Origin of the sequence: Ideonella sp. (assembly GCF_041287625.1) — a bacterium.
Classification (GTDB): Bacteria; Pseudomonadota; Gammaproteobacteria; order Burkholderiales; family Burkholderiaceae_C; genus Ideonella.
Window position 1 is genome coordinate 1 of record NZ_JBGGNH010000040.1, and the last position, 13,996, is coordinate 13,996.

The window sequence follows — 13,996 nt, forward strand, 5'->3', positions numbered from 1 at the left end:
TTTTCGGAGGTGTAGAGCACACGCATGCGGGGCAGCAGCCCCAGCTGGATCGCCTGCCGGGTCATGGAGTAGGCGCCGGTGATGACGGCTTGCGACGCGATGATGGTGGCCACGGTGGCCAGCACGACCGCGGGGATCAGCAGCGCCGGTGGGAACAGGCGGAAGAACGGGTGCTCCAGCGCAGCCGGATCGCGCATCAGCAGCGCGCCTTGACCCATGTAGTTCAGCGCCAGCGCGGGGAGCACCATGCCCATCCAGGCGATCCGAACGGGCCGCTTGCCGAAATGCCCCAGGTCCGCATACAGCGCCTCAGCGCCGGTGAAGGCCAGCACGATAGCGCCCAGCACGACAAAGAACTGCAAGCCTTGCCCGCGTGCAAACGCGATGGCCTGCAAGGGGTTCAGTGCGGCCAGGATGGCGGGTTGCTCGATGATCTGCACGACCCCGGCGACAGCGAGTACCGCGAACCACACCCCGATCACCGGCCCGAACAGCTTGCCCACCACGCCGGTGCCGAAGCGCTGGACCGCAAAGAGGCCGACCAGCACCCCGAGCGAGATCGGCAGCACGTACGGCTTGAAAGCCGGTGTCGCAACCTCCAGGCCCTCCACCGCGCTCAGCACCGAGATGGCCGGCGTGATGACGCTGTCGCCGTAGAAGAGGGCTGCCCAGAAGACGCCGACCAGCAGCAGGGCCAGGCGCCGCCTGGGCGTGGTGCCCGCGGCCTTGGCTGCCAAGGCTGTCAACGCCATGATGCCGCCTTCACCCCGGTTGTCGGCGCGCAGGATCAGCACGACATACTTGAGGGTGACGATGAACATCAGTCCCCAGAAGATGACTGACACCGCGCCAATCAGGTTCTGCGCGTCCAGCGCCAGGCCGTGCGCCGGGTTGAAGACCTCCTTCATCGTGTACAGCGGGCTGGTTCCGATGTCGCCATACACCACGCCCAATGCGCCCACGGTCAGTGCCGTGCGGCTCTCCCGCCCCATCGTCGTACTCGTCATTGCAGTTCCCACGCAGCCAAGAAAGCCGCAGTGTGGGCGCGAGCCCATCAGGAACGCATATGGAACGCCGCTACGCGGCCGCCAGTCGGTAGCCGACGCCGGTTTCGGTGAGCAGGTGGCGCGGCTCCGCTGGGTCCTGTTCGATCTTGGCGCGCAGCTGGCCCATGTAGAGCCGCAGGTAGTGCGTGTGCTCCGTGAACTCGGCGCCCCAGACGTCGGTGAGCAATTGGCGGTGCGTCACGACGCGGCCCGCGCTGCGCACCAGCCGCGCGAGCAGGTTGAACTCGGTCGGCGTCAGGTGCAGCGGCTGGCCGCGAACCGTGACGAGGCGGGCCTCGAGGTCGATGCGCAAGTCGTCGAGCGCGTGCACCGTCGTCCCAGGCGCCAGGGCGGTGCCGCGGTGGCGCAGCGCCACCCGGATGCGCGCCAGCAGTTCGGGCACGCCGAAGGGCTTCGTCAGGTAGTCGTCCGCGCCGGCGTCGAGCAGGCGAACCTTCTCGGCCTCCTGGTGGCGGGCGGTGATGACCAGGATGGGCAGCGCATGGTGCTGGCGGACCAGCCGCACGAGCTCGATGCCGTCCCCATCGGGCAGCCCCAGGTCCAGCAGCACGACATCCGGAAGCGCGTGGCGCACCAGGGCGGCCGCCTCGCTGACGGAGACGGCGGAGCGAACGTCGAAGCCTTCCACCCGCAGTGCCGCCTGCAGCATCGCCCGGATCTCCCGGTCGTCTTCGACGACAAGCACGCTCAGGCTCATGTCGCCACCGCCGCCGGCTGGTCGGCTTCCACCGGGATCGCAAGGACGAAGCTGCTGCCACCCCCTTCGCGCGAGCGCACCGTCAGCTCGCCCCCATGCGCGCGCGCGATGGCCTGGCAGACCGCCAGGCCCAGGCCCGCGCCGCGCGTTGCGTCCTGGTCGCCGCGCCGGAACGGCTCGAAGATCGCGAGTTCGGCGCCGGCGGCGATGCCGGGGCCGCGATCGTGCACCGCCACTTCCATCCTGGGCCCGGCCAGGGTCACTTCCAGTTCGATGCCCTGCGTGCTGTACTTGAGCGCGTTGTCCAGCAGGTTTTCGAGCGCCTGCGCGATCAATACCGGATCGGCCTTGACCAGCGGAAGGCCGGACGGCACCTTGGACCTGATGCGCCGCCCCGCATCGCGTTGGCGCACCCGGGCGAGCACCGCGCCGACGAGTTCCTCCATTGATTGCCAGTCCAGGTGGAGCTCGCCGCGATTCTGCAGCCGAGCCAGCTGCAGCGTGTTTTCCGTCAATGTCGAGAGATGGCCTGCCTCGTTGGCGATGCTGGCGGTCAGGCGTTCCTGTTCGGCCGGCGACAACTTGTCGCGCTGCGTCTGCAGCGAAGAGGCCGCCCCCATGATGGCGGCCAGTGGCGTGCGAAAGTCATGCGAGATGGCGGCCAGGAAAGTGTTCTGGGTTCGGTGCCAATGCGCTTGCTCCTCGCTGGCGTGCATGTCGGCGGCCAGCCGCAACCGCCACAGCGCCTGGCCCAGAAGTGCGCAGATCGCCTGGGCGTGCTCGCGCCCCTCGTGGTCGCTGCTCGCGACGCCCTGGACGCAAGCCGCGCCGCCGATGTGGGTGTCGGCGCGCAGCGGCAAGTACCACGCATTCAACCCCGGCCAGCGGCCGGTGCCCGGCCCGAGCGTGGCCGCCTCGCGGATGCAGGCCCGCATCCCGTCGTCCATCCCGGATGCCTGGCCCGGTGGCGCCAGTTGCCCATCGGGCCCGAGCAGGGCCACGCTGCAGGGGCCGGGAAACGAATGCCCAAGGAAGCGGCGCGCGAGCACGAGCACCTGCTCGGGCCGCGCGGCCGCCGCCAGCTCGCCGGCCAGCTGTTGCAGTTCACGCGCCCGCCGCTCGTTCAGGCGCGCAGTCGCGGTTTCCCGCCGCAGCGCGGTGCCGAGGTGGCTGATGACCAGCGCCACCGTCAGCATGGTGAACAGCGCGACCAGGTTCTCACGCGAGTCGACCTGCAGCGTGAATCGCGGCGCTATGAAGAAGAAGTTGAGAAGCGTGGCGCTTCCGACCGCGCAGGCAGCGGATGCCACCCAGGGCAGCTTGTAGGCAGCGACCACCACCGCGAGCATGAACACCATGGCCCGGCTGGTGAGCGACACATGATCGTCCAGCGCGAAGCATGCGAGCGTGGCCGCCGCGAGCAGGCCCGCGACGACCCATCCGTCGTGAGGGCGCCGGGCACCTGGCACCGTATCTGCAACCGTCTCCGGATTCATGACGGATGAGGGTATCACCGGCTGCGTCAGGATTGCATATATAGATGGCGCCAGGCTATCCGGTGATTGAGCGCACCGCCGCCATGATGAGCGGTATGGCCGACGGCGGAAACGGCGAGACGCTGCTCACATTGATCTCGCACAGCACGTAGCGCTCCGGCTCGTCCGGCGTCGGCTCGCCGAGCATGAAGTCGCAGTCCCACAGCATCGGCAGTTGTTCGCGCATGAGCCCGACGCGCTGGCACAGCAGCGCGATCCACTGCGTTTCGAGCAGTCGCTTGAGGTGCTGGAAGCGTGGCAGGTCTGCCGGGTGATAGAGCCTCGGCCCGGGCGCCGGTGCCGGCGCGTCGCCCTGCGCCGGGTACAGCGCATTGATCGCCTGGTGGCCGAAGCCGCACACGCGGTCCTCGACGAGGTAGGCCCGGACCATGCCTTCGACCAGGCGCGGCTGCCAGGCCTGGTCGATCATGTGGCCGCCATGGTCCGGCTCGAAGTACGGCGCCAGGCGCTGCAGCAAGCTCGCCAGGTCCATGCATTCCTCGGCGCTGCCGCGCTGGGCGTGGCGGACGCGCAGCAGTGTGTTGCCTTCAATGCCTTCGACCCGCCAGACCCCGATGCCGCTGTGCCCGCGGTGCTGCTTGAGCACGCGCGCACCGTGGCCCAGGCGCCCTGGCAATCCGGCCGCCAGTTGTTCGAGCGAGTCGATGCGCACGGTGTCGCTGCCGAACGGCAGGTCGCGGACATCGAGCAGCACATCTTTCGTGCCCAGCCGCAGGATCGCGTCCGGGTGCGTGCTGACGAAAACACCGGCCAGCGCAACTTGGCGCAGCACGGCATCGAGCCGGACGCGCGGCCTGCCGCCTTCGATCGGGTTGCACCAGGCCAGGACCCCGTCGACCTGGGACAGCTGCGCCGTCACCTCGTCGGCAAAATCATCGTGGTAGACCGCCGGCTCGGCAGCGACGCCTGCGGCCCGGAAGGCATCGAACAGCGCGGCGAAGCGACTCTCGCTCGGGTCCGCGCGATCGCGCATGGCCCGGTCGCCGGGGTAGAGCAATGCCAGCTTGATGGCAGGGACAGCGGTCATCCTGGTCTTCTTGGATTGCCTGTGTGTGGGCTGCCGCCGCGACCGTGATCGAAATCAGGCGTGTGTCATCAGCGGATGCACCACCAGGCCGATCAGCGCTGCGGCCACCACGATCACCGGTTCGGTGACCTTCTTGAAGCGCCACAGCACCAGGGCGGTGATGACCGCCAGCACGGCGGTCACCCAGTCGCTGATGGAGCGCTGGCCGATGACGATCACGGCGCCGGCAATGGCGCCGATGGCCGCGGCCGTCACGCCGTCGACAAAAGCCACGATGGCCGGCCGCTTGCCGTACTTCTTGAAGTACGGCGCCGGCAGCACCGTCAGCAGGTAGCAGGGCAGGAAGGTGGCCACGGCGGCGACCACCGCACCCCAGAAGCCCGCCACCAGGTAGCCGATGAAGCCGGTGGTGATGACGACCGGCCCTGGGGTGATCATGGCCACGGCCACCGCATCGACGAATTGCCGGTCGGTCAGCCAGCCGTATTCCTTGACCACGCCGCTGTAGAGGAAGGGCACGATGGCCAGGCCGCTGCCAAAGACGAAGCTGCCGGCATAGGCGAAGTAAGCGCCGATCTTGCTCAGCTTGGCGGTGTCCACCGTGTCGAGCGCGAACATCGCCATCAGCGGCGCGGCGACGCCATTGACACTGCCACGCTTGAGCCAGGCCGGCGGCACGCGCCAGAACCAGACCAGCACGCCGGCGCCGAGGAACAGCCAGATCACCTCGGACTGCGTGATGACCGTGACCGCCAGGCTGACCGCGAAGATCGCCCACAGCAGCTTGTCCTTGCCGATGTTCTTGGTCGTGAGCTTGTAGGCGCTCATCGCGATGATGCCGATCACCGCCGCACCCACGCCGTAGAACACCGCCTGCATCCAGCCAATGCCGCCGAACGACACATAGGCGGCGCCCAGTGCCACCACCATCACGAAGGACGGCAGCACGAAGGCCAGGCCGACCAGGGTCGCGCCCGTCAGCCGGTAGTGGGCGTAGCCCAGGTAGATCGCCAGCTGGGCCGCCAGCGGGCCGGGCATCAACTGGGCGATGGCCATGCCTTCCTTGTAGTCGGCCTCGGTGAACCAATGGCGCTTCTCGACCAGGTCGCGGTACATGTAGCCCACCAGGGCCACCGGGCCGCCGAAGCCCCAGGTGCCCAGGCCAAGCATGTAGGCCACAAGCTGCCAGAGCGTGTAGGGCGGCTGCGCCGGCACGGGGATGGATGGGGTAGGGTTGTCGGTCATGGGGGTTCTCCGTTTTCCTCAGGTCTTGTTCTTGGCGGGGTCGCGCTTGAAGTGCGCGTAGAGCGAATCCAGCAGGGTGCCGATTTCGGCCAGCAGTGCATCGTCGTCGTCACCGATGCGCTCGCGGGCGCCCGACAGCACGGCTTCGAAGCCCGTGGCCTCGGGCACCGGGTCACCGCCCACGTCGAGCTGGTGCACCATCGCGGCGACGCGGCCCAGTGCCGCGTCGTCTTCCAGGCCGAAGCTCAGCATCAAGGTCTCGAAGGTCACGAACTGGTCGACGTGCGAAAAGGTCGCGCCATCGAAGTCGAAGCCCAGCGCAGCGGGCGGGCAATCGGATGGGGCGGACAGCCACAGGAAGCGGGCCTGCGGGTCGATGAAGCGCTGGATCAGCCAGGCGCTGGCCACCCGGTCCACCCACAGCCGGCGCCGCGTGGCCCACTGCCGCCCCTGGTACGCCGCTGCATCCAGGCGTGGCACACGCCCGGCCGCACTGTGCGGCTCGTCAGGTGACAGCTGGGCCTGGATGCGCCGGGCCAGCTCGCCCCAGGCGGCTTCGGCCTCCACGCTGGCCTCGCCGGGAAAGAAGTCGATGGCCCGCAACGCGTCGTACTCGCGCTGCAGGCGGCGCTGCAGCCGGGTCAGCTCCGCAGTGCTCAAGGCGGCCAGGCTGCCGTGGGCCTCGCGCCAAGTGGTGCGCAGCTGCGCCAGTTCGTCCCGCCGGTCAAACAACTGGCAGTAGGCGGCGGCTTCTTCGTCCGACGCGGCGTTGACCGCCATCAGCCAGGCGCTGCCACCTTCCTGGCGGCACTCGTCGGCCACCTGTGTCAGCACCGCACGGCGCTCGCCGCCGCTGGGAAGCAGGTAGACGCCGTCGCGCAAGGCAGCGCAGCCGTTGGCCTTCATGGCCCGCCAGATGCGCATGCGCGCGGTGGCACCCTGGGTCGGCAAGGTGACAACCAGGGCCAACCAGCCAGCGGCATTCATTGAATTCATGTAGCGAGTATGACATTGATGTCTCGTTCGCTACCAGACTACTGTCGAGCCACAGGCGCTCCGGCCATTTACCGTCGGCGTGCCCCGGACACGCACGGAAAACAGGGCCTGCAGACGTGGAGCCTGCAGGCCAACGGTAAAAAGCGCAGGCCGCAACCGGGCGTCTTCGTGGTCATGGCACCCTGGTCGCATCCCTCTGCCCCATGAGAAATCGAAGGGCCATCCCCAAGTCTTCTCATCCCCCTCAGGAAACCTGCCGCGAAGCAGCAGGTCTGGGGACCCTCTCACACGCCTCCTGGCCCGCGCGTTGACGTAGCGGCCGTTTGCGGCCTGCCGTCCTTGGCAAGATCGACCCATCGCGGTGCAGCATTGAGCGCTGTTACACCGCCGGGGGCAGGCCATCGACCGGCGCGTCGATGCGGTCAAGTCCTACGCGGCAGGTGCGGGCGCGGCGCGCATCCTGCGGAAATCGCGCCTAGGCGCCAACAGGAGCTGTCGTCCCATGAACAAGAAGTCTTTCAAGCCCCATCGCCGGGTCACCCAGGCTGCTGCGGCAGCGCTTGTCTTCAGCGCGCTCGCAGCGCTGGCGCCCTTGGCCGGTGCCGCAGGTGCGCCCCCCACGCTGCGCCCGGATGGCGTCGGCCCGGTGCGCATGGGCATGGACACCTTCGAGATCCGCGCCGCGCTCGGCGAGAAGTCCGTCAAGCTGCCCGACAACGCGCCAGCCGCGCAGTGCTTCTACCTGCACGCCCGGCAATATCCCGAGCTGCGCTTCCTGATGGAAGGCGGCACGCTGCGCCGCATCGACACGCGTGAGGCCGGCATGGGCACTGCAGACGGCATTCGCCGCGGCGACACGCTGGCCAAGGTGCAGGCGCTGTATGGTGAACGCCTGAAGACCGAGGCCAGCAAGACCGGCGGCGGCAAGGACTGGACGCTGACCGTGCAGGACCCGGACGGCGTGCATGCCACCCGCTTCGAGACCCGCGACGGCTACGTCGAGCACATCGTGGCCGGCTTCACCGAGCAGGTGGAGAACCCTGGCTGCGTTTGACAGCCTGAGTTCAGTTCAGCGCGGCGCCTTGAAGGCCGGCATCTGCTGGCCCAGCCGCGCGCCCATCTCGGCGCCCAGTGCCTGCAGCGCGCTGAGCGGCCGCACCATCACCTCGAACTCGGTGATCAGGCCTTCCGCGTTGAAGCGGATCAGGTCCACGCCCTTGAGCTGCTTGTCGCCCACGCGGGCGCTGAATTCCAGCGTCACGTCGAGACCGTCGTCGCTGGCGAACTGGCGGTGGTATTCGAAGTCCTCGAAGACCTGCACCACGGTGCGCAGCACCAGCTTCAGCGCCGGCGCGCCGGCATAGGGCTGGTGCGCCATCGGCGAGCGGAACACCGCCTGCGGATGCACGATCTCGTCCAGCCCGCTCAGGTCGTGCGCCGCGATCATGCGGTGCCAGTGTTCCAGCGAGCGGGCGGCTGCGGCTTGCAGGTGGGTGGGAGCGGTCATCGCTTGTCTCCTGTTGGATTGAAATATCTCAAAGGGTTGCGCCGAGCTGCGTGCCTTGCAGGATGGCGCGTTTGGCGTCCAGCTCGGCCGCCACGTCAGCACCGCCGATCAGGTGCGGCGTGATGCCGCATGCCTGCAGCGCCGGCAGCAGTTCGCGTTGCGGCTCCTGGCCGGCGCAGATCACCACGTGGTCCACCGGCAGCAGGCGCGGCTCGCCGTCCGTGCGCAGGTGCAGGCCTTCGTCGTCGATGCGCTCGTACTGCACCCCCGCCGCCATCTCCACGCCACGCGCCTTCAGCCCGGCGCGGTGGATCCAGCCGGTGGTCTTACCCAGTTGCTCGCCCACCTTGCTGGCCTTGCGCTGAAGCAGGTGGACCTGACGTGCAGGCCTGGGCAGCTGCGGTTTCGTCAGGCCGCCCGGGTGCGCGTAGCCGGTGTCCACGCCCCATTCGGCGTGGAAGCGTGCTGGCGTCGTCGCCTGGTGTTCGCCGTCATGCACGAGGTATTCGGCCACGTCGAAGCCGATGCCGCCCGCGCCGACCACCGCGACCCGCGCGCCGACCGGCACATGGTCGCGCAGCACGTCCAGGTAGCCCAGCGCCTTCGGATGGTCCAGCCCGGCGATGTCCGGCACCCGCGGGGTGACGCCGGTCGCCAGCACCACTTCGTCGAAGCCGCCCGCGGCCAGCTGCGCTGCGCTGACGCGGGTGTCCAGCTTCAGCGCCACGCCCTGCAACTCGATCTGGCGACGGAAGTAGCGCAGCGTCTCGTGGAACTCTTCCTTGCCCGGCACCTGCTTGGCAATGTTGAACTGCCCGCCAATCTCCGGCCCGGCCTCGAACAGCGTGACCGCATGGCCGCGCTCGGCCGCGGTAACTGCAAAGGCCAGCCCGGCCGGGCCGGCGCCGACCACGGCGATGCGCTTGGGCGTTGCCGTCGGCGTGACGCTCAGCTCGGTCTCGTGGCAGGCGCGCGGGTTGACCAGGCAGGAGGTGATCTTGCCGCCGAAGGTGTGGTCCAGGCAGGCCTGGTTGCAGCCGATGCAGGTGTTGATCTCGTCGGCCCGGCCCTCGCGCGCCTTGCGCACGAAATGCGGGTCGGCCAGCAGCGGACGTGCCATCGAGACCATGTTGCAGAAGCCGTCAGCCAGCAACTGCTCGGCGACTTCGGGCGTGTTGATGCGGTTGGTCGCCACCAGCGGAATGTGGACCTGGCCCATCAGCCGCTGCGTGACCCAGGCGAACGCGCCGCGTGGCACTTTGGTGGCGATGGTCGGCACACGGGCCTCGTGCCAGCCGATGCCGGTGTTCAGGATCGTGGCACCAGCCGCTTCGATGGCCTTGGCCAGCTGGATGACTTCGTCCAGCGACGAGCCGCCTTCGACCAGGTCCAGCATCGAGAGCCGGTAGACGATGATGAAGTGGGCGCCGACCCGCTCGCGCACCCGGCGCACGATCTCGACCGGAAAGCGCATGCGGCGCTCGAAGCTGCCGCCCCATTCGTCGTCGCGCTGGTTGGTGCAGGCGGCGATGAATTCGTTGATCAGGTAACCCTCGCTGCCCATGATCTCCACGCCGTCGTAGCCGGCGTGCTGGGCGAGTGCCGCGCAGCGCACGAAGTCGTCAATCGTCTCGGCCACTTCCTCACCGCTCAGCGCATGCGGCGTGAACGAATTGATCGGCGCCCGCAGCGCGCTGGGCGCGACCAGCGTCGGGTGGTAGGCATAGCGGCCGAAATGCAGGATCTGCATCGCGATGCGCCCGCCTGCGGCATGCACTGCCTGCGTGACGAGGCGGTGCTTCTCCGCTTCCTCTTCGGTCGTGAGCATCGAGCCGCCGCGCATCGGCCGGCCGCGCTCGTTGGGCGCAATGCCGCCGGTCACCATCAGTCCCACCTCGCCGCGCGCCCGCTCGGCATAAAACGCGGCCATGCGCTCGAAGCCTTGTGGCGCCTCTTCCAGGCCCACGTGCATCGAACCCATCAGCACGCGGTTGCGCAGCGAAGTGAAGCCCAGTTCCAGGGGCTGCAGCAGGTGAGGGTAGGCGGTGGTGGTCATGGGCGGCTGCTTTATGCAACGGGTTGCAAACTCAATGGATTGCAATGTAGTGCGCCGCGCCGTTCAATGCAACTGGTTGCATAAATTGGCCGCTGCTGCAGATCGGGCGCCGCTTCGGGCAAGATGCCGCCATGTCCTTGCCGCATGCCTTGTTGACCGCGCTGGCCGAGTGCCCTTGTTCGGGCCTGGAACTCGCCCGCCGTTTCGACCGCTCCATCGGCTACTTCTGGCACGCCACGCACCAGCAGATCTACCGCGAACTCGGCCGGCTGGAAGAAGCCGGCTGGGTGCTGTCCACCGCGGTCGCCCAGAGCCGCGGCCGCAAGCGCAACTACAAGCTGCTGCCGGCCGGCAAGCGCGAACTCAGGCGCTGGGTCGCCGAGGCGGAAGACCCGAAACCCCAGCGCGACGAGCTGATGGTCAAGCTGCGCGCCGAAGCTGCCATCGGCCCGGCCGGGCTGGCGCCCGAACTGCGCCGCCGGCTGGCGCTGCACGAGCAGAAGCTGGCGCTGTACCTGCAGATCGAAGCGACGGACTTTGCCGATCCGGATGCCAGCCGCGAGACGCAGTTGCAGCATCTGGTGCTGCAGGCCGGCATTGCGCACGAGCGGCAGTGGATCGAGTTGAGCCAGCGTGCGCTGGCCTTGCTGGAGGTCAAGCGTGAAGAACAAGCTTCCTGAAGCCGCGCCCGCAGCAGGCGCGGCGGCCGAGCGACGCACCAACACGCCGTTGCAAACGCTCAGGCCCTCCAAGGAAGAGATTGCGTTGCTGCCGCCTTACCAGGCGCTGCCGCTGAGCCGCATCCTGCTGGTCACCGATGCCTCGCACCTGGCCTTGGCGGCGGCGGAGGTTGCACGCGCCGGCATGGTGGGTTTCGATACCGAATCCAAGCCCGTCTTCGGCGCAGGCCTGAAGTCCGACGGCCCGCACGTCATCCAGATCGCCACGCTGGACCATGCCTTCATCTTCCAGACCTTCCGCCGCGACACGCTGGCCGTGCTGCAGGAGATCCTGGAGTCGCCGCATGTCCTGAAGGTCGGCTTCGGCCTGAACTCCGATCGTGGCCCGCTGCAGGGGAAGCTCGGCATCGAACTGCAAAACTGCATCGACGTCGCCCGCGCCTTCCGCCCCTTGGGCTTTCGCGATGCCGTCGGCGTGAAAACCGCAGTCGCCATCGCCCTCGGCCAGCGCCTGCAGAAGTCCAGGAAGGCCACGACCTCCAACTGGGCGCTGCCGCAACTGGCACCGCGCCAGTTGCAATATGCGGCAGACGATGCGCATGCGGCGCTGGCGGTGTTCATGGCGCTGGGGTGTCCGCGGAACCAGCCCGTGCGCGAAGCGAAGATTGAATCGGCGGCTCGGCAGCGGACGGGCGAGCACGACGGCCGGTCCTGAACCGATCGCCCGGTCAGGCGGCAGTGCGCGGCTTTTCGAGCAACTTGGCCACGTCGTCCGCGGTCTTCTGTTTGAAGTCCAGCCCGCCCAAGGCGGCGATGCTGCCGTCGCATGGTTGCACTCAGGCATCGCCCAAAGTGCGCGGCATGTGGCTCAATCGCAGTGCGCCGAATTCGTTTGACCTATCAGGAGGTTCAACATGCAAAACGTCTACCTGCCACTGCAATTGCCACTGCAGATGGCTCCATCCAGTCTGAGCCAGTCGATACTGCCGAATTGGTCGTTTCAATCTGTTCAATGTCAACGTTGGCGCGTCTTCAAATGCCGCCGTCGAGCAAGAGGCACTGCAAACGGTGGGTAGCTACGGCAAGCAGATCGGCCACTTGGCTGAAGCCCTGGAGGTCGTCATTGGCCAGCTCAAGCTGCTCGAAGACCGGGCCCTTTCCCAGAAGGACAAGGATTCCCTTCGGATTTTCCTTGGCGATATCTCGGCCATCAGGAAGATCAAGACATCGTACGCATAGTCGTCTGGTTGGGTGAATGACATGAAGGCCGAGTACGACCTGTCGAAGATGAAGTCGCGTCGCAATCCGTATGCGTCGAAGCTGAAAAGGCCGGTCACACTGCGCCTCTCGCAGGACGTGGTGGGGTACCTCAAAGGGTGTGGCTGCGAAGCTGGCACGCCTTCTCGGAGTCCGATCAATCTCCATGCCAGGGATTGCCTTGCTTAGAACCGCAGGATCGAGATCAAATGGCCGGGCCTAGCGATGCGAGGCACGGCTGGATTCTTGGGACTCGGTCCGGGATCGTTCAGGCGCTCGCGACGACTTGCTCGACGCATCGGTGGTTCAAGCCGGCATCAGCAGATTCCCTTTTATTGAATTTCCGATTTCAGTTGAAGCTCTCCCTGCCGCCCTTGGCGCGGTAGAGCTGCTCCATCCAGCCGTGCAGGTTCGGATGCTTGCGCCAGGTGACGAATTCGTGCGCGTTGTTGGGCATGTCGAAGTCGATGTCGGTGATCGTCTGCTCGGTGCAGTAGACGTACATGTCGAGTCCCATTTGAGTTCTCCTTGTTTGGGATTTCGTCAACGCCGTGAACAAGGCCGGGCTCTCCAGCGGCAGGGTCACCGCAGGGGAAACGGGCAACACGGGAGCGAAAGCGAAGGAGCGGGCAGCTTGTTGATCCGGTCGCGAGCGCGGCCAGAACGGGCGTTGCTGGGTGAAACCGCCAAGGAGAAGGAAAGGGGCGGGGACAGTGCCTGTGCTTGCGACAATGAGCACTGATCTCGGGGTGAGTGCGCTGCCCACAGCGTTCCCCCCGGGTTAAAGCCTACGAAGCCAGGATTTGGCCTTTCCATGCATAGCACTTAGTGCTATGATGATCAGCAAGAGGGAAGCATATGGCTGTGTACAAGACCCGATGGTTCGACCGTTGGGCGCGGAAGGAAGGGGTTGCGACGTCTGCGCTCTGCCGCGCGGTCAAGGAGATGGCTGCTGGTCTCTACGAAGCTGATCTCGGCGGAGGTTTGGTAAAGAAGCGCATTGCCCGTCCCGGCCAAGGAAAGAGCGGCGGCTTCAGGACGTTGGTTGCGACGAACAAGGGCAATCGCTGGGTCTTCGTATTTGGCTTCCCGAAGAACGAGCGAAGCAACATCGACAGGGACGAAGAGGAAGCATTGAAGAAGTTGGCGGCGCATTTGTTGTCACTGACTGTCCAGGCGGTACAGAAGGCGCAGAAAGCAGGCGAGCTTGTGGAGGTAGATTGCGATGCGAAAGACTAGGTCACCAATTCTCGATGCGGTCCACCAGACTGCGAAGGGCCTGCACAAGGCGGGCGTGATGGATCAAGTCACGTTGCGGGAGTTCGACCGCATGTGTTTGCCGCCCGTTGAGCCGCTTGAGCCTGAGCAGATCAAAGGCATCCGAGAGGCTTCGCGTGTTAGTCAAGCGGTGTTCGCGGCGCTTCTGAACACGAGCCTCTCCACGGTACAGAAATGGGAGATCGGCCAGAAGAGGCCGACAGGTGCGGCGCTCAAACTTCTGCACCTCGTGCAGAAGCGCGGGCTTGAAATCGTCGCCTGAGCTATGCCCTTCGGGCGGCCGTTCGATCGACCGCATGAGGCAAATCGTGGCGACGATGGCGATGGTCTCGCTTTGACGGACCCCTGCGTCGGTCCGCTAAGGCTACGCTGAACAAGCCATGAATTTCAACAAGCTCCGCCCGCCGATTTCGGCATGCGGGATGAGGCCGGCGAATCACGCGTTTTGAGGGCGCCTGAGGCCCCGCTCGGGGTCCTCAGGCTCTCATCGCGCCCACTGCGGACGCACTCATGCCGCGAGACGCTGCCGCGCCAAGTAGATGTTGGTCAGACCCAGGACCACGAAGGCGCGTGTGGCGTTCTTGGCAAGCCCTCGGTAACGCACCTTGGCAAAGCCCCACAGCCGCTTGA

15 protein-coding genes and 1 pseudogene are annotated in these 13,996 nt (G+C 66.8%); 6 read left to right on the forward strand and 10 right to left on the reverse strand.

Translation table 11 applies throughout. The features are described from left to right. The 6 genes from ACAH41_RS16260 to ACAH41_RS16285 all read right to left on the reverse strand — a co-directional run. Nucleotides 1-1,007 (reverse strand): KUP/HAK/KT family potassium transporter (locus ACAH41_RS16260; RefSeq protein WP_370538370.1); only part of this gene is annotated, 1,007 nt, incomplete at its 3' end. Nucleotides 1,008-1,077: 70 nt separating this feature from the next. Then, the gene (locus ACAH41_RS16265) at nucleotides 1,078-1,764 is read right to left on the reverse strand and encodes a response regulator (protein WP_370538371.1); all 687 of its coding nucleotides are present in this window, start codon (nucleotides 1,762-1,764) and stop codon (nucleotides 1,078-1,080) included. Further along, nucleotides 1,761-3,260, reverse strand: a complete 1,500-nt coding sequence (locus tag ACAH41_RS16270) for an ATP-binding protein (protein WP_370538372.1) — start codon at nucleotides 3,258-3,260, stop codon at nucleotides 1,761-1,763. The genes ACAH41_RS16265 and ACAH41_RS16270 overlap by 4 nt, the downstream gene beginning before the upstream one ends. 55 nt (nucleotides 3,261-3,315) lie before the next feature. Further along, nucleotides 3,316-4,347: a Cj0069 family protein gene (locus ACAH41_RS16275; protein WP_370538373.1), complete on the reverse strand. Its 1,032-nt coding sequence runs from the start codon at nucleotides 4,345-4,347 to the stop codon at nucleotides 3,316-3,318. Nucleotides 4,348-4,401: 54 nt separating this feature from the next. Beyond that, complete coding sequence (locus ACAH41_RS16280; RefSeq protein WP_325650690.1) at nucleotides 4,402-5,592, reverse strand: chromate transporter; 1,191 nt, start codon at nucleotides 5,590-5,592, stop codon at nucleotides 4,402-4,404. A gap of 18 nt (nucleotides 5,593-5,610) precedes the next feature. Continuing rightward, nucleotides 5,611-6,579, reverse strand: coding sequence for a chromate resistance protein ChrB domain-containing protein (locus ACAH41_RS16285; protein WP_325650688.1), 969 nt, complete (start codon nucleotides 6,577-6,579; stop codon nucleotides 5,611-5,613). A 511-nt stretch (nucleotides 6,580-7,090) separates the two neighbouring features. Here ACAH41_RS16285 and ACAH41_RS16290 point away from each other — a divergent pair. Then, a complete protein-coding gene (locus tag ACAH41_RS16290) occupies nucleotides 7,091-7,642 on the forward strand; it encodes a hypothetical protein (protein ID WP_325650686.1) in 552 nt (183 codons plus the stop codon). A 15-nt stretch (nucleotides 7,643-7,657) separates the two neighbouring features. Here ACAH41_RS16290 and ACAH41_RS16295 read toward each other — a convergent pair whose 3' ends face one another. Continuing rightward, nucleotides 7,658-8,095 carry a nuclear transport factor 2 family protein gene (locus tag ACAH41_RS16295; RefSeq protein WP_325650684.1) on the reverse strand — a complete coding sequence of 146 codons (438 nt, stop codon included), beginning with the start codon at nucleotides 8,093-8,095 and terminating at the stop codon, nucleotides 7,658-7,660. Between the two features lie 28 nt (nucleotides 8,096-8,123). Next, nucleotides 8,124-10,151, reverse strand: coding sequence for an NADPH-dependent 2,4-dienoyl-CoA reductase (locus ACAH41_RS16300; protein ID WP_325650682.1), 2,028 nt, complete (start codon nucleotides 10,149-10,151; stop codon nucleotides 8,124-8,126). 131 nt (nucleotides 10,152-10,282) lie between these two features. On the opposite strand from ACAH41_RS16300, the gene ACAH41_RS16305 reads away from it, so the two are divergent. From ACAH41_RS16305 to ACAH41_RS16315, 3 genes are all read left to right on the forward strand, one after another. Further along, nucleotides 10,283-10,831, forward strand: coding sequence for a PadR family transcriptional regulator (locus ACAH41_RS16305; RefSeq protein ID WP_325650680.1), 549 nt, complete (start codon nucleotides 10,283-10,285; stop codon nucleotides 10,829-10,831). After that, nucleotides 10,812-11,546 (forward strand): 3'-5' exonuclease, encoded by a 735-nt coding sequence (locus tag ACAH41_RS16310; RefSeq protein ID WP_325650678.1) that lies wholly within the window; start codon nucleotides 10,812-10,814, stop codon nucleotides 11,544-11,546. The genes ACAH41_RS16305 and ACAH41_RS16310 overlap by 20 nt, the downstream gene beginning before the upstream one ends. A gap of 383 nt (nucleotides 11,547-11,929) precedes the next feature. Then, the gene (locus tag ACAH41_RS16315; RefSeq protein ID WP_325650676.1) at nucleotides 11,930-12,070 is read left to right on the forward strand and encodes a hypothetical protein; all 141 of its coding nucleotides are present in this window, start codon (nucleotides 11,930-11,932) and stop codon (nucleotides 12,068-12,070) included. 367 nt (nucleotides 12,071-12,437) lie between these two features. Here ACAH41_RS16315 and ACAH41_RS16320 read toward each other — a convergent pair whose 3' ends face one another. Continuing rightward, nucleotides 12,438-12,605: a hypothetical protein gene (locus tag ACAH41_RS16320; protein ID WP_325650674.1), complete on the reverse strand. Its 168-nt coding sequence runs from the start codon at nucleotides 12,603-12,605 to the stop codon at nucleotides 12,438-12,440. A gap of 341 nt (nucleotides 12,606-12,946) precedes the next feature. Here ACAH41_RS16320 and ACAH41_RS16325 point away from each other — a divergent pair, with 341 nt between their 5' ends. Beyond that, entirely contained in the window at nucleotides 12,947-13,327 is a 381-nt protein-coding gene (locus ACAH41_RS16325; protein WP_325650673.1) for a type II toxin-antitoxin system RelE/ParE family toxin, read from the forward strand. Between the two features lie 58 nt (nucleotides 13,328-13,385). Then, nucleotides 13,386-13,628 carry a DNA-binding transcriptional regulator gene (locus ACAH41_RS16330; protein WP_325650671.1) on the forward strand — a complete coding sequence of 81 codons (243 nt, stop codon included), beginning with the start codon at nucleotides 13,386-13,388 and terminating at the stop codon, nucleotides 13,626-13,628. A gap of 246 nt (nucleotides 13,629-13,874) precedes the next feature. On the opposite strand, the pseudogene ACAH41_RS16335 reads toward ACAH41_RS16330, so the two are convergent. After that, nucleotides 13,875-13,996: pseudogene (locus ACAH41_RS16335) on the reverse strand (IS5/IS1182 family transposase); the annotation flags it as partial.